Below are 16,710 nucleotides of genomic sequence, written 5' to 3' on the forward strand. Positions count from 1 at the left end.
CGTTCCGGAACTGCGGTTGGACGCCATACCCGCGGGTAGCCTCGATTCTACGACGTTGTGTAGGAGGGGGTGTCCGTCGTGGCCGATGTATCGCGTCTGCCGGCCGCACTCGTGGCCCACTGGGACTGGCAGCGGCACGCCGCCTGTCGGGACCTCGATCTCGCGATGTTCTTCCACCCCGACGGGGAACGTGACCCGTCGCGGAGCCAGCGCGTGACCCGCGCGAAGGCGATCTGTGCCGAATGCCCCGTCGCCGCGGCGTGCCTGAAGTGGGCCCGCCAGGTCGAGGAGCCGTACGGCATCTGGGGCGGGGAAGGAGAAGACGAGCGTCGAGCGTTCCTACGACGTAGACGTTCGGCCCACCCGGTCCCGGCCGCCTGAGCAGTGATTCCTGACGACCCTCGGAGGTCAACGATGTCCGACGACACCACCACCATGACGACCACGACCGACGTCCGCGTCCCGCAGCTGACCGGGGTGCCCGCGAACGAGGCCCACGACCGCGCGCTCGACGCCGGCATCCTCGCGGTCGCCGAGAACGCCTTCCACACCGCCGCGGGCCGCGCCCACGTCGGTCGGCAGGAGCCCGAGGCCGGCACGCCGGTCGAGAAGGGCTCGATCGTTCGCATCTGGATCAGCTCCGAGTAGGAGCTTCGGCCTCGTCGTGGACGGGGCACACCGATTTACGCCGGACGGATCACGGGATCCGTCCGGCTTCGTCGTCTCCGGGGTCGGTCCGGACCGGCTGTCGCAGGATCGTGCGGCACCGCGCGGGCTCCACCCGGCGGAAGTCGCTGAGGTAGATCTCGTGGTGCTTCCCGGTCAGGGTCAGCCCGTGCCCGGGGATGTACTCGTCGTGCATCCGGCGGAGCAGCTCGGCCTCGTCGTCGAAGGAGCCGACGTGCAGGGCCTGGACGCACCGGCCCTCCGACAGGTTCTCCAGTCGGACGTCCCCGAGCCGGGCGGGCGCCTTCTTCGCCGCGACCCGCTCGAGCGCGGCAGCGACGTGCTCGCCGGTGATCCACTCGGGGGTCATGACTGCGAGGGTCCACTGCCACCGGGACTTGTCGCGGGCGCTCGTGAAGGTCGCCATGTCGTCCGACCACCACAGGCCCTCGAGCGGCATGACCACGTAGTCCCGCTGCAGCTCGACCTTGCTGAGGAACTTCACCGCGTAGGCGAGGGGGTACAGCGTCGTGATGGCCTCGGCGAAGGCCTCCGTGTTCGGGTCGCCGGCGCCGTCGATCATGAGGTACTGCAGGTCGGGGACGGTCAGCAGTCGCGGCCGGTCGCGCGTCGCCCGGTAGCAGTCGAGCTCCTTCTTAAGGTCGGCCTTCGCCGTCATGAGCGACTAGTACCAGCGAGGACGGGTCGGTCACCAGCTCATCGGCAGCGCGAGCGGGCCGTGGTCGACGAGCCCGCGCTGCCACGGGATGTCGGCGATAGACACGTCGAGCCGCAGCCCCGGGAGACGGCGGGCGAGGATCGGCAGGGTCACGACCAGCTCGGCGCGCGCCAGGGCGGCGCCGAGACAGAAGTGCGGGCCGTGGCCGAAGCCGAGGTGCGGCTCCCGGCGCCCCGGGCGGAGGTCGTGCGGCTCGGCGAAGCGGGCCGGGTCGTGGTTCGCCGCCTCGAGAGACACCAGCACCATCTCCTCGACCGCGATGTGTGCGCCGCCGAGTTCGAGGTCCCCGTGGGCGAAGCGCGGGAACGGGTCGGTGCCGGCGCGGCGGATGACCTCCTCGACCAGCCCGGCGACGTCACCGAGGTCGCCGAAGCGGTCCTCGTCCAACAGCCGGACGACCGCCTGCACCAGCGCGTTCCGCACCGTCAGGGTGCCGGCGGCCAAGACGACCTGGACGAGGGCGACCAGCTCGTCGTCGTCCAGCCGCCCGTCGTCGGTGTCGCGGACCGCGACGAGGTCGCTGAGCAGGTCGTCGGCCGGCGCCGCCCGCTTCGTGGCCACGAGGTCGGCGACGAATCCGCCGAGCGCGGTCCACGCCGTCATGGCGAGCTCCGGGTCCCCGCTCATCGGGTCGGCGGCGAGCGCGCCGTCGACGAGCTTCCGGAACTCGTCGTGCCGGGCCGGGTCGATCCCGACCAGCTCCCCGACGACCATCACCGGCAGCGGCGCGGCCAGGGCGTCGACCAGATCCACCGGCGGGCCGGCCGCGACCACCCGCTCCACATACTCCTCGGCGAGCGCCGCGATCCCGGGCTTCAGCGCCTCGATTCGCGCCGGGCGGAACGCGCCGGCCACCAGGCGACGCAGTCGGGCGTGGGCCGGGCCGTCCTGGAACAGCGAGGCCCGCACGTCGACCTCCGCACCGGGCGGGGTGAGCCCGAGGCGGTCGTCGGACAGGGCGGCGACCGCGAGGTCGGCCGACGTGACCAGCCACGCCGGCCCGAAGGCGGTGGCCACTTGCGCGACCGGCTCGCTCCGGCGGAGCTCGTCGAACGCGGGCGGGGGAGTGATCGGGTCGGGCCTCGGCAGCGGGTGTTCGAGCATGACGACCTCCTACGCGTTACGACTGCAACGTATCGAGGTGTCGGGTTGCGTTGCAACTGCACCGTGAAAAGCTGCACCGGTGCCGAAGAAGGTCGACCACCATGCGCGCCGCACGCTGCTGGCCGACGCGCTGATGCGGGTCGCCGCGCAGCGGGGGCTCGAGGACGTGAGCCTGCGCCACGTCGCGGCCGAGGCGGGCGTGACCTCCGGGATGGTGCAGCACTACTTCCGCACGAAGGACGAGATGATGGTCTTCGCGCTGGGGGCGGTCCGGGACCGGGTCGAGCAGCGCCTCGCGGCGGATCCGGTTCCCGACGATGCCGGTCCCCGGCACCAGGTCGAGGTGCTCCTCGTGCAGCTGCTGCCGCTCGACGAGGAGCGCGAGCTCGAGGCCCACGTCAGCCTCGCGTTCCAGGCCTACGCCGCGGTGAAGCCGGAGATCGCCGAGGAGCTCCGGGCCGACACCTCTCGCATGCGCGAGGGGCTCGCCGGGCTGGTCGCCGCCGCCGGCGCGGTCGTCGACCCGGCGCTCGCGGCGGTGGCGCTGCTGTCGCTGGTCGAAGGTCTGACCCTGCACACCCTCGGCCGGCACCTGACCGCTGACGAGGCCCTCGCCGCGTTGCGGGCGCACCTCGACCTCGTGCTGGGCCGGAATATAAGTCGATGCTGATACTGTTCCCCGGCCGAGGAGAACCCGGAGCGCTCCGTCGTGAAGTACACCGTCTCGATCGAGATCGCCCTGCCGCTGGAGCGGGTGGCGCAGCTGCTCGCCGACCCCGCGCACCTGCCGATGTGGCTGCGGGGCCTCGTGCTGCACGAGCCGATCAGTGGGCTACACGGGCAGGTCGGGACCGAATCGCGCGTGGTCCTGCAGACGGGGCAGCAGACGATGGAGGGCACCGAGACCATCACGCGCCGGGAACCGGCGGACCTGCATGGCATCCCGAGTGACGGCGTCGTTCGCTTCGAGCGCGAGATCGTCGCCGAGGGCATGTGGAGCGCCGCGCGTGAACGGCTGACCGGAGCCGGACCGGCGACGACGCGCTGGGCGAGCGAGAACGAGTACCGGTTCAGCGGGCCGATGCGACTGGTGGCGCCCCTCATGCGCGGTGCCTTCCGCAAGCAGTCGCTGCGGCACATGCAGGACTTCAAGGCGTTCGCCGAGCACGGGACGGACGTCCGCGGGGCGAGTGGCTGACCGTCGTGATCTGCTGGCGGGACGGGTCCTGGCGCCGGACGACGGTGGTCGAGCAGGCTCGCGTCCATGAGCGACGCCCGCCGCCTGATCCCCGCCGCCATGGACCGCTTCGGTGCACGGGTCCACGCGGTTCCCGACGACCGCTGGGACGCCCCGACCCCGTGCTCGGAGTGGAGCGTGCGGGACCTCGTCGCGCACATGTGCTTCGAGCACCGGTGGGCCCCGCACGTGCTGGCGGGGGAGCCGATGGACGCGGTGGGCAACGTCTACGACGGCGACCTGCTCGAGGGCGACCCGATGCGCGGGTGGGACCGGGCGGCCGTCGCGTCGCGGGAGGCGTGGACCTCCACGACGGCGCATGCCGACCCGGTGCACGTGTCGTTCGGGTGGCTGCCGGTGGGGGAGTACGCCGTCCAGATGCTGGTCGACCTGACGGTGCACGAGTGGGACCTGGCGCGCGGGGCGGGACTCGACGAGCACCTGGACCCGGAGTCCGTGCAGGAGACGCTCGCCTACCTGCGCGGCGACCCGGTGATGCTCCACGGGCCGGGGCTCTTCGCCGATGCGGTCGAGATCGGGAGCGCGGACCCGGTGGACCAGATGCTGGCTCTGACGGGGCGGACGCGCTCCTGAAGGGCGTCGGCGAACCCGGGCGGGAGGCAGCGGCCCAAGGTGGGGGTAGTGCGGCGTCCGGCCGCTCGTCGGCTGCTGCGTCCCGGCCCAGGCCCGCCGGCGTTGATCGTCGGGACAGGGCCTGATCGGTCGTTGGCGTGGGTGTGGAGGACTCCTTTCCGGCGGGGACAGGGCGGCAGCTCAGCGCGGAGGGGAGCGGGTCCGGGCGTCGGTTCGTCGTCGGACGTCCCGAGCCGCCGGCGTCGGGATCACTCCGACGGCACCCCCGGATTCGGCTCGAGGTCGCCGAGGCTCGCGTCGGGACGCGGCCGTCGTCCCGGGCGGCGTCGTCGCCGGGATGGTCGCCGGTTCCTCCGCGGGGAACTCGACGAGCACTATCGCGACGAACTCGGCGTCGAACACCGCCTGGTCCGCGGGTGACTCGGTCACGGCCGCAAGCGGCTCCGGGGACGGAGTCCCGCTCGTCCGGTCGAGCGGGTCGGCCACCGTGTCGACGAGGTCGAAGGCCATCAGAGCACCTCCTCCGGTCGGGCTCCAGCAAGCTCGTCGTCGGATATCTGTAGTTGTAGCTAGAGATTTTCGGTCGGTCAACCCCCTGTTCCGGGTGTCCATCGGCCTACGCGAGCCGACCCCTCGTCGTCGGGAAGGGCCTTCCCGACGAGGCCCGGCTACCGCGCGAGGGCGGCGCAGACGCCGTCCTCCTCGACGGCCCGCAGGGCGTTGAACACCTGCGCCTCCTGGCCCGTGCTCTTCTGCGTGCGCTGCAGGTTGATCGACACCGTGACCGAGCGCCGGCCGTCGCGGCTGGCCGCAATGAACTGGGTGTATCCGAAGGTGTTGCCGGTGTGGCCGAAGACGGTGCCGCACCGGGTGTCGTAGCGGAACAGCGCGAGGCCGGCGGAGTTGCGGCCGGGGCCGGGCGGCTCGGAGCTGCCGCCCTCCACGAACCGGGCCTGCTCGGCGGCGATCCGCCGGTTGAACAGCTCGCCGCCGACGTAGCCGCGGATGAAGCGGTTGAGGTCGGCCGGGGTGGAGACGATGCCGCCGGACGCCCAGGACCATCCGCCCGCCACGATCTCGCTGACGTCCTCGGGCGGGCCGCCGGCCTCGTCGAGGTCGTAGCCGTGGAAGAACGGTCGGGGTCGCACCTCCGGTCCGACCGGAAGGCTGGTGTCGCGCAGGCCGAGCGGGCGCTCGACGAGGCGGTCGAGGGCGCGGTCGTAGGGCCTGCCCGTGACCGTCTCGACGATCAGACCCACGATGATGTTGTCGGAGTTCGAGTACTTGTACGTGCCCTGGCCCTTGAGGGGCTCGTCCTTGACGAAGTCGAGCAGCTGCCGCGGCGGCGGCGCCTTCAGCAGGGAGGCGATGATCGCCTGCTGGGCGGCCGGGTTGTCGACGAAGTCGGGGACGCCGCTGGTGTGGTTGAGCAGCTGGCGCAGGGTGACGCCGTGCCAGGCGCGGGGGAGGTCGGGCCGGCGGAGGCCGATGGTGTCGTCGAGCCCCAGCTTGCGCTGGTCGACCAGGGCGAGCGCTGCACCACCGCTGAACGCCTTCGCGGTGCTGGCGATGTGCATCCCGTCGGTCGCCCGCGGCGGCCGGTTTCGCCCCACCTCGGCTAGTCCGGCCGTGTGTACCTGGAGGTCGCGGTCGCGCTGGACGACCGCGATCGCGCCGGGCGGGCCACCGGGCATGGCGACGAGGCGCTGAAGTGCCTGGTCGAGGGCGGTGTCCTCGGGGACCGGCCGAGGGGGCTTGGCGACGGCCTGGCCGGCGCCCGCCAGCATCAGAGCCACGGCGACCAGCGTCGGCACCCACACTCGCTTCACACGTCGTGACACTGGCCCCGTCGACGACGTGCTGCAATCACCCGTTGAGCGCAGTCAGGACACGACTTGTCACCTCCGGTCGCGCGACCCATGTCCCTTGACGCGGATCAGCTTCGCGGCATGCTCGACCAGATCGACTCCGGCGCCATGGCGGCCGATGAGGAGACGCGCCTGCGCATCGAGGGCGGGGTGGTCGCACTCGACGCCGTGGTCGGCATGCTCGAAGGTCTTCAGTCCGACGTGCAGGAGCCGGCCGCTGAGGACTACTTCAGCGAGACCGAGACCGAGGGCGAGGGCGAGGACGTGCCGGACGGAGCGGCCTAGTGTCCCTTTGAGATTTCACGACGCTACCGCCCGGCACTCCAGGTCAGTCTCTCGCTATGGGTCCACGGAAGCGCGTCCTCCGAGACAGCACCACTCCGTGGCGCTTCAACGATTTGGACTTCGACTGCCACCACGAACCCCCTGGGAGTCTCTCCGGGGGGCACCTCGACGACTTCCTTGAATTTCTCTTCTCTGCCAGAGCCCAGCCCATCGAGCCAGGGGCTGTATCTCGGCCCGAGCTTGATGGGGGTAGTCCCTGCGTCGGTGTCCAAGATCGCGACGAAGTCGAAGCGCCAGCGCACCTCGATCGGTCCGCCTACCCGGACGACATTGACCTTCCAGAAGAAGGCATTCTTGTGGCCGTCAGCCCAGGCGTCTAGCCGCAGAAGTATCTTCGGGGCAGCTTGGATGCGGTATGCACTTGCGGCGATCTCTGCTTGTCGCTCGGTCGACCGCGCGCCGCGGCGAGCAACCACAGCCGCGTAGACAGAGACCCCGAGGGCCAGTGCGGCGACCACGAACGCACTTACTGAGCCGAAGGCGCTGATCTCGTCCGGCGACACGATGCGAACCTTAGTTCGGAGAGGTGCTGAGGCTAGGGAGCCTCGGCCGCACGCGGGTCGGATGTACGGCCGAGGCGCGACGCGAGGAGTCATCCGGCTGGCGGGCCGTCATCCTTGCGAAGACCGGGACTGACGCCACCGGTGAAGAGATCATGGCCGACTTGTCCGCCGAGATCGAGCGTCGACACCCCCTACTTCAGTCAGCCCGTCTGCTCCTCGTGCGTGTGCCAACCTCCAAGTCGCGTCCTCCACACGACCCTCACGGAGACTTGCTGGCCCTCACCATCTCTGCGGAACTTCTGGCCCATCGCCTCGCTGGCAGCGTGCATCTCCTGGATCGTCGGGTCGCTGCTCGGCGGGAGTGCGACGGGGGGCGGAAGGTCGACAAGGTCCGGACCGTGCTTCTGGCGGTGAGGCAGTGCCACGTGCACTACTTCGTCGGGCGGGAGGGACTTCCGCTCTTCGACGATGTGATCGTGTCCGTCCCACAGCTCGACACGGACCCTGTGGGCCGTGTCTTGCCCGGGCGTCAGGACTCCGAAGATGCCTCGGCCCAGCTCGGGGAAGGGGTGGACCTCCCGTCGAAGTCGACCCGCTCGCGAGCGCGCAAGAAGTTGAAGACTGTGAAGGTCAAGACGATCAAGCTGACGAGGAGACTGCACGAGCCGATCACGAGCGAAGCCACGAGCACCGGCTCAGTCTGAGGTCTCCGACCTTCTACCTAGCGTAACGACACCCGGATAAGGCGGCCGAGTAACACGACAGGTGCGGTCGGAGACGTACCGTCCGTGAAGCTCCCCTCACGTCGCGTCGTCGCGGGTCTCCTGGCTCCTCTCGCCACCGTCCTGGTCCTGTCTGGCTGCTCGTCCTCGTCTGACGCTCCGCCGAAGACCGCGCAGCAGGTAGTCACCGACCTCGCCGCGAAGATCAGCACCGCGAAGCCAGGCCAGGTCATCACCGCGCAGAACGACCCGAACAAGCTCCTCGGCCGTCCGAGCCAGTACACCTCGGCTGCTGTCTTCACTGACTCTCGCGTGCCGGAGGAGAACCAGAACCCGGACCAACTCTCGGCGGACAACGGCGGCAAGGTCGAGGTCTTCGCGTCCGAGGACGAGGCGAAGGCGCGACACGACTACATCCAGGCGCTCGCGAAGCAGACGCCGATCGCGGCCGAGTACGACTACCTGTCCGGCACCGTACTTGTGCGCGTCACGAAGAACCTCGACCCGGACGCCGCGAAGCAGTATCAGGACGCTCTAGCCGGGCGCTGACTACTACTCGTCCTTCCCTCGTAGGGCGAGCCACGCTAGGCGGACTCGGGTGGTGAGGGTGCTTTGATCGGCCGCGTCCTCACTTATGAGAGTCGGAACTGGTTGCTGCATGATCGAGTAGTCGTACTCGGGCTTGCCGTCAGAGAAGGTCATAGCCTCAACTAACGAGAAGGTGTACTGCCACCTCGCAAGCCCGTGAACGTCGCGGAAGCGCAGGCGTCCGTAAGCGACACGTTTTCCCTCGCCCTCTGCTTCGACTGACGCTTTAGTGCGGCCCTGCCCGGCCACCAGCTTCCTGCGGTGGGACATGATCTCGGCGCCGGGAGCAAGCGTGTAGGGCCAAGAAGCGGGTCTATAGGGTCCCGAATACTTGGCGCTCGTTTCGATCTGAAGCTCGTGTGCTTCGTTCTTGTCGTCAGTGTTCTTGACCTGCAAGGTGTAGCGGGTCCTACCGCCGTCAACTGCAGCCGCAACGCTCACTACAAGTGTCGGCCGCCTGGTCTGCGCGAGTTCCGCGAGCTCCCGCCTGCGTACGTCCAGTGCGATCCCGGTTGCCCGTGATGCCGCTCGCGCTGCCATGTAGCTGAACCCCGCGGCGAGAGCCGCGATCAGCGTGCTCGCGATCTGCGCCCACTGAACTGCGTCCGACAGTGGTCCGCCAGGCGCGATTGCCTGGGCCAGGACGTCGGGCACTGGCGTCACGACCACCCGCGCGCGACGTCCACGAGGCTGAGCCCTCGACCCTGACAGCGGAACACGAGCCACGTCCTGAGCAGGCGCATGACCAAGCAGCGTGCCCGACACGCCGCTCACTGTCACGGCGGCAACCCATCAGTACCGTTCGGCGCCGTGGATCAACTCAGCGCGTACAGCTCGCTGGTCGCCGCAGCAGTCGCCCTCGTGGCCTGCGTAGTGTCCATCTACGCCGCCATCGTCGCCCGTGGGAACGCGAAATCTGCTGAGTCCAGCGCAGAGTCAGCGAAGAGTCAGGCGCATACCGCGGACCGCACCTACCGACTACAAGCCAGACCGAGCTTCCGAACTACGCTATCGGTACAGCACAGCCCTGGTGGCCTATTCTGGGGGATCGATGCTGTCCGACAGGGTGTTCCAGAAAAGGTCCTGTGGCGCTTCAAGTTTGAAGCCTCGCTGTTTTCCACTGAACCGGACGGCCACTACATGAGAATCGAGGGCACTGACGGCTGGTTGCATGGCATGTCCATCGGGGTGCCCGAGCGGGTCGAGTCGAGGTTCGATCATCTGATGCGTTCGGAACAGCCGCGGGAACTAACAGTCAAGTACACGTTATCGGTGGTCGAAGCGTCTGACCCTAGCGCTGTTGCCGAGTCAGCGCCGATCTGGACACATCAAGAAACTCTACGTTGGTCCCCGCAGCCAATGTCGTCGATCGAAAAGCCAGGTCGTAGTTGAGCCGGTGAAACTGAACTGTTGCGCGGGTAAGTCCGAGGGCGAAGCTATAGTAAGGCCCTTGATATACAGCATATGACCGTTTGTTGTATGATTCAGAGATGGCTCGTAGGAATCGACGTACCGCCCTGAGCGGCACAGCGGTCGGCTACCTGCGCGTGTCCACGGCCGAGCAGGCCGACAGCGGCGCCGGACTCGACGCACAGCGCATGACCATCGAGCACGAGTGCGCCCGGCGCGGATGGACACTCGTCGAGGTCTTCGAGGACCGGGGCGTGAGTGGCAAGAGCCTCGACGGTCGCCCGGCGCTCACCGAGGCGCTCGGAGCCGTGGACGACCGCACCGCGGCCGCCCTAGTCGTCGCGAAGCTCGACCGACTCTCACGCTCGGTCCACGACGCGGCCGGACTACTCGACCGCGCGCAGAAGAGCGGATGGACCCTCGTCGCATCAGACCTCGGCGTCGACACCTCCACCTCGGCCGGAGAGGCGATGGCCAACGTCATGGCCACCTTCGGCCAACTAGAGCGCCGCATGATCAGCCAGCGCGCGAAGGATGCGCTCGCCGCCCGCAAGGCCGCAGGCGTGAAGCTCGGCCGTCTTCGCACGCTTCCTGACGAATTTGTCGAGCGCGTAGTCGAGATGCGCGAGGCCGGCTCCTCGTTCGCGAAGATCGCCGATGCATTGACCGCCGAGGACGTTGCGACCGCGCAGGGCGGTCAGCGGTGGTACCCGTCGACGGTGCGTGCCGTCCTGCTTAGTCAGCGGTGACTGCGGTCGGCTCCTCCAAACCAAGCAGCCCCAGGCACCGATGGCCGACAGGCGTCAGGTTCCAGCGAGCCGCCTCGATCGTGGCCCATGTGCTGCGGTCGTGGAAGTCAGTCACGAGCCCGTGGCGAACCAGAACAGCGAGAATCGCCTCGAACACCCGAACCCCTGACAGGTCCCGAATCTCGCCTAGCTGCCAGTCCTCGCTCGACCGCCGTCGTTCGCCAGGAGGTCCGGCCTCGATCGGACGCGTGGTCGCCATGACGCGGAGCACTTCGACGTGCGAGCCCTCTAGATCCTTCAACGCGAGTGCCAGCACGGTCGCTTCGTTGACGTCACCCCCGTCCGTCACGCCGTCCGCGAGGACCTGTGCGAGCGCTCGGATCTTGTTGGGCATGCTTGTTTGAGCGCTGGCTTCGAGGACCTTCGCGGTTAACTCCAGGCGCTCGTCTGTTGAGGACGCTCGATCATTAAGGACGTCGAGTCCTCCGACGATCTCAGCGGCTTGTTCGTACGCCCACGCGGCCGAACCCACGCGTTGTGCGGCCCACCTTTGCTGGAGTCCGATGACGAAGTTCGTGGCTAGCGTCGCTCCACCCGCAGCGACGGCGACCATAGGTGACCCGCCAGCCGCGGTGCCCGCGCCGACAGACATGGCCGCGGCAACCAGGGCGTTGCGTGCGTCGAGGCCCGGCGTCGGCAGCTTGTTGTCGTCGTTCTTGGGCACGGTCACCAGCCCCATCGGGAGGCGTACGGATTCTGGTCGCTTGCCGGGCAGGGCTCAGCTACGCGTTGTGGACCTCGTTGGCCGTAGCGGCTGTGCTCGGGGAAGACGAACGGGCTGCGAGGCCCCTCAGCATCCGAGTGATCGCCACGGCCTCGATCCCGCATCTGGAACCATTCACCGCGCCTAGGGCGGGCTTGCTCCATCTCTGGACCCCCTCGTTGTTCGCAGCTGATGGACTCGATCGCGCGAGCGGCGCCCCCGTCCTACACGAGCCCACCGACAGGCTCACTCGCCCGACGAGCCATCGTCGCCCTTGTCTGGCTCCATCTTCTGCATGCGCCGCAGGAGCGTCGTAGTCAAGCCGATTGCTCGCGCGGCGTTGAGGGGCGAGTAGACCGTGAGGTCGGCGCAGTGGACCGTGCCGTGTCGGTTGTAGCGCGTCTCGCCAGAGCCGTACTCGTACGTGTGCCAGGTCCTCGGGATTCCGGCCATGACTGTTGCGTCGAACCACTGCTAGAGCTGAGCGTCCGGCCCCTTCTCCTTCGCGAGCGCCTTGACGAAGTTCATCTTCTCGGCGAAGTGCTTGTGGATCGCCGTGTCGAGCACGGAGGTCGCGAGAGCCTGACCGCTTTCCGGATGCCCCGACCGGTAGGCAGCCACCGCGCGCTTCAAGAGTGCCGGGAGGTCCACGAGCCAGTCGGCCTCGCAGTCAGCCAGCACCTCGGCGCACTCGTCGACCACGCGGTCCCTGTGCCGGTCGACGACCGCCGTACGCGCCTGCTCGTCATCGGCGTCCAACAGCTCCCGCAGCACCTCAGCGCTCGGCGCCCACACGACGCCGATCCGCTGCTCCTCCGCGATGTCGGTCAGCCGGAAGAGCTCCGAGAGCTCGAAGTCGATGAGGTTCGGCGGGAGAAGGCTCTCGCGCCACTTCCTGAAGCTGTCCGCGAGCCAGGAGAAGTCGAAGGTGGGAGGCGCGAACGACGTGCGCAGATTCGCGAGTACCTCGTCGAGCTGAGTAGTGATCGGCGGGAGGAGGCTGATCTGCGGCTTGAAGGTCAACGCGGTGATGGGCCCGATCGGCAAGTCGAACTTGAGCGGCGGGACGATCTGAATCGGCATCGCGAAGCGCATCGGCGGGATCTGCGGAGGACGCAGGATCTCGCCGAGCATGTCCTGGATCCTCTTGGCCTGCTGGTGTGCCAGGGGTTCAAGGGCCTCCTGAGCGCCGCGCACCACGCGCTGGATCTCTTCCTCCACCGCAGGCGAGAGGTCAACCGGCTCCTCGCCCTCATAGTCGTGAGCCGGGTCGTGTTTGTCCCTGTCCTGCTGGTCGTCGTCCTCGTGATGGTCCGTCATGTCTCGGAGTCTGCCTGGCACCCCCGACTGTCAGGTTCGGAACGCACGAACGGCCGGGGCCGGGGGAAGTCGGGTCCGGCCGTCCTGGTCCTGCGACTACTTGTAGGGGAACTGGCCTCTGTGCCGGCCTTCCCAAGGACTCGGGGCGGCCGCGAGGGGCTGCGCCTGCGTCGCAGAGACTTCATCGCCGCTGTCCGTTCTGCTCGACGCTTCTGCTCCGTGGCGCGCTGGTTCAGCGTCCTGGCGATGATGACGACGAGGGCAGCCCCAATGAAGTTCGTCCCAGACGTGAGCAGCCACAACGTGTACTCCTGTCGCGTCCACTTGTCCGGTGTGAAGAGGGCTATACGGGCTATTCCCAGCAAGAACGCGGCCTCGATGGCCACCATCAGCAGAGCGGCCGCGAAGAGCGCTCTCGGTGCTCGGGTTGGATCACGCCTGCTTCGCCGGAGCGTCGACAAGGTGTAGCCGCCGAAGACCACCAACTGGAACAGAAGCGCCCCCGTGCTGACGGAGTCAGCCGTGGGCGTGAACGCAATTAGGTAGATGAACAGGGCGGCTATGCCAGCAGCGATGAAGCCCGCGATGAGGTTCGCCACGACGTTGACCGAGACGTCGCGCCAGAAGGCGGAGCCTTCCACGAGTGAGTCGGGGCGGCCCGAACGGCGCGCTTCTACTTCTCGATCTCCCCGGCGCAGTCGGCCTGTTGCGCGCAAAGGTCCTCCTGGTGAAGTGCCTCGATGGTCCGTCCCAGAGCCGCCACCTGAACGTGACCGTCGAGCCCATCCTTTTGCCTGCAGCCTCAGAGACGCCCTCGCCGCGCTCTAGGCCCCGTCGACCGTCGCGGCGTCCTCCTCGCGCACCGGGCACGCGAGTGGTTCCCGAAGACTGTCGGACCCCCGTGTTTCCCTCATCGGGCCCGCGTCCGTCCGGCGCGCCGCCACGAGAGGATCCACCAACACCATGTCCAACAGCACCAACGAAGTCGGCAAGAAGTTCCTTCACTGGCTGGCGGGGCCTGGCGACGACCAGTCGAAACCAGAGATCTTCCTAGAGAGCAACCCTGAGATCGACGGTCAGCCGATCACCGAACCTGAGCTCAAGAAGGTCGTGGCACGAGCCGCGGACCTGAAGTTGATCAGAGGTCTTCCGACAAACGAGCGAGACGTTCTCCTCCGTGTGCGACTCACGCCTTCAGGACACGACTGTGTGGAGGAGTACGGCGGCGACATGCGCAGGTGGCTTGAAGCGCAGAGGGGAGGCGGCGCAGTGACCCACAACCACGGCAGCAGCTACAACTTCGAGGGCGTCAGCGAAAGCTCGATCGTCGCGGGATCGAAGAACGTCGAGCAGCACCAGACCCAGACGCAAACGACGGTCACGGTGAAGGACGCGGACCTCCTTCACCGCATCGGCCTCGCGTCGCATGAGCTGGCGAACCTCGCCCCGGGCGTCGAGGGTGCGCAGGAGCTTCGCGAGGCGGCCATGGAGGTCCAGAGCACCGCGAAGGACCCCGAGAAGACGGAGGACGCAGGAAAGGCCGGCAAGCGTCTGAAGGGTGCCCTGACGACGGTCGGCACCATCGCCAGCGTGAGCACGATCGCCAAGTTCCTGATGGACAACCTCGACCTCGCGGTGGTGTTCCAGTGACGGCACCCGGGCGGGTCGGAGAGGTCGTCCTCGCGCTTCTCCAGGTCATGTACGACACGCCGCACGGCGGACCTGCTGGGAAGGGCGCGGACATCCCGGGGCAGGACTGGACGGTCGACGGAGAGCCGGTCACGATCGATGAGCGCGTAGCGGCCGTGCAGTCCGCGAAGTCCGAGGGCTACATCGAAACGGTCGAGGTCGCCAAGTACGACACGCCGGTCGAGCTCACTCCACGGGGCCGCTCTGTCGTCGAGGAGTGGGGCGCTAAGACGTCCTGAGCTTCGTTGACCGAGGGGAAGTCAGCGGGGCTGAGTTCGTAGGCCTTCAAGTGCGAAGGCGGCCAGACGTAGATGGCCCTCGTACGGCGTGGTCTTGCTCGCCAGCTCCAGTGACGCTCGGACTGCCTCCTCGACGTGAGGGGGCAGCTCCGGCACCGGCAAGTCGTCCTCGTCGTCATGGAGGTAGTCGCAGGTCACGGGATTAGTCTCGCCTGCGAGTAGCGGTGCAGGGCTCGATCGAGACCTTTACCGGCAAATGGGTGATGGCTGGGATCGTCTTGTAACGGCGTGCGACTACTAGGCGAACTCATCGCCGCTAGATCCCCTTCTCATCGCGGAGCCACCGATGACCCAGCAGATGCCGCCTCCTTCAGTTGGGCCGATGCAGCCCCCGTCGGGATGGTTCCCACCCCAGGCGCCACCGCCACCGCCACCGCCACGGAACGCCTTCGGTATCGCCGCGCTCTGCCTGGCGCTGGTTGGCCTGGTCTTCGGTCTGGTGCCGTTCACGGGGTTCTTGGCCGTCATCCTCGGTCTGCTGGCGCTCGTCTTCGGCATGCTCGGGTTCGGCCGGGTGCAACAGCGTCTCGCCACGAACAAGAAGATGACGATCGCAGGAGCTGGCCTCGGCGTCGTCGCGCTGGCGCTGGGCATCTGGGGCATCGTGATCGTCTTCCAGGCGACCAACACGCTCACGAACGACCTGAACAACATCTCCGCTGGGACCCCGAGCTACGGCTACTCGCAGCAGGCCCCGACTTACGCAGCTCCGTCGTACTCCGCGCCCACGGCCGAGGCGCCGAAGCCGACCAGCTACACGTACGAGGTCACCGGCAACTACCCGGCCTTGTTCTTCAACTACACGGACTCCAACGGCGACAGCTACGCGACCTACCAGCACGAGAGCGGCCTGGGCGACCACAGCAAGAAACTGCCGTGGAAGAAGACCGTCACCCCGGAGCCCAATGGCGGCGTGAACTCGCTCGGGGCCTCGACGTCCAGCAGCAAGGGCAACGCCTGGATCACCTGCACGGTGAAGGACGACAAGGGCAACGTGATCAGTACCGAGACCAAGCGCGGCGCTTACGCGCAGTGCTACGCGTCGAGCCTCGGCAACCGCTGACAGTCGACATGAAAACGGCCGGGCCCGGGGGAAGTCGGGTCCGGCCGTCCTGGTCCTGCGACTACTTGTAGGGGAACGGGCCTCTGTGTCGGCCTCGCACGGCGCGTAGCGCGAGCACTCCGAGCACGATCGCAACCGTGCTCAGAGCGTTCGCGACTAGCGCGAGTACGACGGCGTATGCCGCCGGAGTCACGCCGAGGCCTGCTCCGACGTCTCAGCGGCAGCCTCAGCGGCCTTCTCTGCGTCCTTCTCAGCGCGCACGGCCGCGTAGAGCACATCGACCGTCACACCGAGGTGGCTGGAGTGTGCAGTGATCCGTCGGACCGCTTCGTTCCAGTCGAGATCCGGCAGCGGATCCATGTCGAAGCAGTCGAGACACACGGTCATGCACAGCACCCCGAACGCTTCGGAGTCGACCGCGATCAGTGCTCGGTCTTCCGTGCCTCCGCACGCTTCGCACACGGCCGCGAGCGGACAGCGGCTCACGTCGCTCAGATTCACGTCCGTGACGTCTTCCGGCCGCTCGTAGTCCGAGAGATTGACGATGCGCTCAGCGCCGTCGTCAGCCGTGCTCTCGGTCGTGCTCTCGCTCGGTGTGTCCGTCGTCGGCTCAGAGGCCGGCTCCGTCGCTTCGTCCTTCGGTGCTGTCTGCGACGGCTTCCTACGCGGTGCACGTGCCATGTCGGTGGCTCCATTTAGTCCGGAGTGATCCGCGTCCTAGTAGCATCCGAGACTCATCCCTCTGACGATCAGTCAGCGGCTCGAACGTGGCCTTCGTGCTGGGGGCGGTGCTGCTGCTGGTGCGGCTCGTCCGGCTCGGGCCCCGCACGGGAGCGGTGCTGGCGGTCCTCGCGTTGATCGGGTTCGTGGTGCTCGCGCGGCCGTCGCCGAGCGTGCTGCGCGCCGGGGCGATGGGGCTGCGCGGCCCGCCAGCACGTCGAGAGGGACCACGAGCTCGAGCTCGGTCACACCGCATGGCGACGTGGCAGGTGCTGCCCTGCGCCCTCCGGCTCTGGAGCCCGGTGCTCTCCTGCTGAGCTACACGCCGAGT

Annotated in this window: 22 protein-coding genes, 1 tRNA gene and 1 pseudogene; 14 read left to right on the plus strand and 10 right to left on the minus strand. The window is 68.0% G+C overall.

The features are described from left to right. The first annotated feature begins 78 nt into the window (after positions 1–78). On the plus strand, positions 79–381 hold the full coding sequence (locus tag ACFPBZ_RS02680) for a WhiB family transcriptional regulator (RefSeq protein WP_378034454.1): 303 nt from the start codon (positions 79–81) through the stop codon (positions 379–381). Between the two features lie 33 nt (positions 382–414). Continuing rightward, positions 415–648, plus strand: coding sequence for a PASTA domain-containing protein (locus ACFPBZ_RS02685; protein ID WP_378034455.1), 234 nt, complete (start codon positions 415–417; stop codon positions 646–648). Positions 649–697: 49 nt separating this feature from the next. Here ACFPBZ_RS02685 and ACFPBZ_RS02690 read toward each other — a convergent pair whose 3' ends face one another. Then, a complete protein-coding gene (locus tag ACFPBZ_RS02690) occupies positions 698–1,345 on the minus strand; it encodes a GyrI-like domain-containing protein (protein WP_378034456.1) in 648 nt (215 codons plus the stop codon). Positions 1,346–1,375: 30 nt separating this feature from the next. Further along, entirely contained in the window at positions 1,376–2,509 is a 1,134-nt protein-coding gene (locus tag ACFPBZ_RS02695; RefSeq protein WP_378034457.1) for a cytochrome P450, read from the minus strand. A 79-nt stretch (positions 2,510–2,588) separates the two neighbouring features. Between ACFPBZ_RS02695 and ACFPBZ_RS02700 the strand changes: the two genes are divergently transcribed. From ACFPBZ_RS02700 to ACFPBZ_RS02710, 3 genes are all read left to right on the plus strand, one after another. After that, positions 2,589–3,179, plus strand: coding sequence for a TetR/AcrR family transcriptional regulator (locus ACFPBZ_RS02700; RefSeq protein ID WP_378034458.1), 591 nt, complete (start codon positions 2,589–2,591; stop codon positions 3,177–3,179). Between the two features lie 39 nt (positions 3,180–3,218). After that, positions 3,219–3,707 carry an SRPBCC family protein gene (locus ACFPBZ_RS02705; RefSeq protein WP_378034459.1) on the plus strand — a complete coding sequence of 163 codons (489 nt, stop codon included), beginning with the start codon at positions 3,219–3,221 and terminating at the stop codon, positions 3,705–3,707. Between the two features lie 66 nt (positions 3,708–3,773). After that, positions 3,774–4,340 carry a TIGR03086 family metal-binding protein gene (locus tag ACFPBZ_RS02710; protein WP_378034460.1) on the plus strand — a complete coding sequence of 189 codons (567 nt, stop codon included), beginning with the start codon at positions 3,774–3,776 and terminating at the stop codon, positions 4,338–4,340. A gap of 668 nt (positions 4,341–5,008) precedes the next feature. On the opposite strand, the gene ACFPBZ_RS02715 is transcribed toward ACFPBZ_RS02710, so the two are convergent. Continuing rightward, positions 5,009–6,127 (minus strand): serine hydrolase domain-containing protein, encoded by a 1,119-nt coding sequence (locus ACFPBZ_RS02715; RefSeq protein ID WP_378034554.1) that lies wholly within the window; start codon positions 6,125–6,127, stop codon positions 5,009–5,011. A gap of 162 nt (positions 6,128–6,289) precedes the next feature. On the opposite strand from ACFPBZ_RS02715, the gene ACFPBZ_RS02720 reads away from it, so the two are divergent. Next, a complete protein-coding gene (locus ACFPBZ_RS02720) occupies positions 6,290–6,493 on the plus strand; it encodes a hypothetical protein (protein WP_378034461.1) in 204 nt (67 codons plus the stop codon). A 23-nt stretch (positions 6,494–6,516) separates the two neighbouring features. Here ACFPBZ_RS02720 and ACFPBZ_RS02725 read toward each other — a convergent pair whose 3' ends face one another. After that, entirely contained in the window at positions 6,517–7,056 is a 540-nt protein-coding gene (locus tag ACFPBZ_RS02725; RefSeq protein ID WP_378034462.1) for a hypothetical protein, read from the minus strand. Positions 7,057–7,454: 398 nt separating this feature from the next. On the opposite strand from ACFPBZ_RS02725, the gene ACFPBZ_RS02730 reads away from it, so the two are divergent. After that, positions 7,455–7,760: a hypothetical protein gene (locus ACFPBZ_RS02730; RefSeq protein WP_378034463.1), complete on the plus strand. Its 306-nt coding sequence runs from the start codon at positions 7,455–7,457 to the stop codon at positions 7,758–7,760. An 84-nt stretch (positions 7,761–7,844) separates the two neighbouring features. Further along, entirely contained in the window at positions 7,845–8,327 is a 483-nt protein-coding gene (locus ACFPBZ_RS02735; protein WP_378034464.1) for a hypothetical protein, read from the plus strand. Between the two features lie 3 nt (positions 8,328–8,330). On the opposite strand, the gene ACFPBZ_RS02740 is transcribed toward ACFPBZ_RS02735, so the two are convergent. After that, the gene (locus tag ACFPBZ_RS02740; protein WP_378034465.1) at positions 8,331–9,020 is read right to left on the minus strand and encodes a hypothetical protein; all 690 of its coding nucleotides are present in this window, start codon (positions 9,018–9,020) and stop codon (positions 8,331–8,333) included. An 87-nt stretch (positions 9,021–9,107) separates the two neighbouring features. On the opposite strand from ACFPBZ_RS02740, the gene ACFPBZ_RS02745 reads away from it, so the two are divergent. Beyond that, positions 9,108–9,758: a hypothetical protein gene (locus ACFPBZ_RS02745; protein ID WP_378034466.1), complete on the plus strand. Its 651-nt coding sequence runs from the start codon at positions 9,108–9,110 to the stop codon at positions 9,756–9,758. Between the two features lie 98 nt (positions 9,759–9,856). Next, entirely contained in the window at positions 9,857–10,525 is a 669-nt protein-coding gene (locus tag ACFPBZ_RS02750; RefSeq protein WP_378034467.1) for a recombinase family protein, read from the plus strand. Here ACFPBZ_RS02750 and ACFPBZ_RS02755 read toward each other — a convergent pair. From ACFPBZ_RS02755 to ACFPBZ_RS02765, 3 genes are all read right to left on the minus strand, one after another. After that, on the minus strand, positions 10,512–11,255 hold the full coding sequence (locus tag ACFPBZ_RS02755; RefSeq protein ID WP_378034468.1) for a hypothetical protein: 744 nt from the start codon (positions 11,253–11,255) through the stop codon (positions 10,512–10,514). The two genes, ACFPBZ_RS02750 and ACFPBZ_RS02755, sit on opposite strands and share 14 nt — an antisense overlap. 507 nt (positions 11,256–11,762) lie before the next feature. Next, complete coding sequence (locus ACFPBZ_RS02760) at positions 11,763–12,608, minus strand: hypothetical protein (protein WP_378034469.1); 846 nt, start codon at positions 12,606–12,608, stop codon at positions 11,763–11,765. Next, the gene (locus ACFPBZ_RS02765) at positions 12,605–13,249 is read right to left on the minus strand and encodes a hypothetical protein (RefSeq protein ID WP_378034470.1); all 645 of its coding nucleotides are present in this window, start codon (positions 13,247–13,249) and stop codon (positions 12,605–12,607) included. Before ACFPBZ_RS02765 ends, ACFPBZ_RS02760 begins: the two co-directional genes overlap by 4 nt. A 322-nt stretch (positions 13,250–13,571) precedes the next feature. Here ACFPBZ_RS02765 and ACFPBZ_RS02770 point away from each other — a divergent pair, with 322 nt between their 5' ends. The 3 genes from ACFPBZ_RS02770 (at position 13,572) to ACFPBZ_RS02780 (ending at position 15,659) form a co-directional block, all read left to right on the plus strand. Continuing rightward, entirely contained in the window at positions 13,572–14,258 is a 687-nt protein-coding gene (locus ACFPBZ_RS02770; RefSeq protein ID WP_378034471.1) for a hypothetical protein, read from the plus strand. After that, positions 14,255–14,536, plus strand: a complete 282-nt coding sequence (locus tag ACFPBZ_RS02775; RefSeq protein ID WP_378034472.1) for a hypothetical protein — start codon at positions 14,255–14,257, stop codon at positions 14,534–14,536. The genes ACFPBZ_RS02770 and ACFPBZ_RS02775 overlap by 4 nt, the downstream gene beginning before the upstream one ends. A gap of 346 nt (positions 14,537–14,882) precedes the next feature. Further along, a complete protein-coding gene (locus tag ACFPBZ_RS02780; RefSeq protein WP_378034473.1) occupies positions 14,883–15,659 on the plus strand; it encodes a DUF4190 domain-containing protein in 777 nt (258 codons plus the stop codon). Positions 15,660–15,848: 189 nt separating this feature from the next. On the opposite strand, the gene ACFPBZ_RS02785 is transcribed toward ACFPBZ_RS02780, so the two are convergent. Beyond that, a complete protein-coding gene (locus ACFPBZ_RS02785; protein ID WP_378034474.1) occupies positions 15,849–16,340 on the minus strand; it encodes a hypothetical protein in 492 nt (163 codons plus the stop codon). Positions 16,341–16,420: 80 nt separating this feature from the next. Between ACFPBZ_RS02785 and ACFPBZ_RS02790 the strand changes: the two are divergent. Continuing rightward, positions 16,421–16,564, plus strand: a pseudogene (locus ACFPBZ_RS02790) (ComEC/Rec2 family competence protein); the annotation flags it as partial. A gap of 72 nt (positions 16,565–16,636) precedes the next feature. On the opposite strand, the gene ACFPBZ_RS02795 reads toward ACFPBZ_RS02790, so the two are convergent. Beyond that, a tRNA-Trp gene (locus ACFPBZ_RS02795) sits at positions 16,637–16,707 on the minus strand. Between the last annotated feature and the right edge of the window lie 3 nt (positions 16,708–16,710).

The sequence above is a fragment of the Actinomycetospora atypica genome, from assembly GCF_042653685.1.
GTDB lineage: Bacteria > Actinomycetota > Actinomycetes > Mycobacteriales > Pseudonocardiaceae > Actinomycetospora > Actinomycetospora atypica.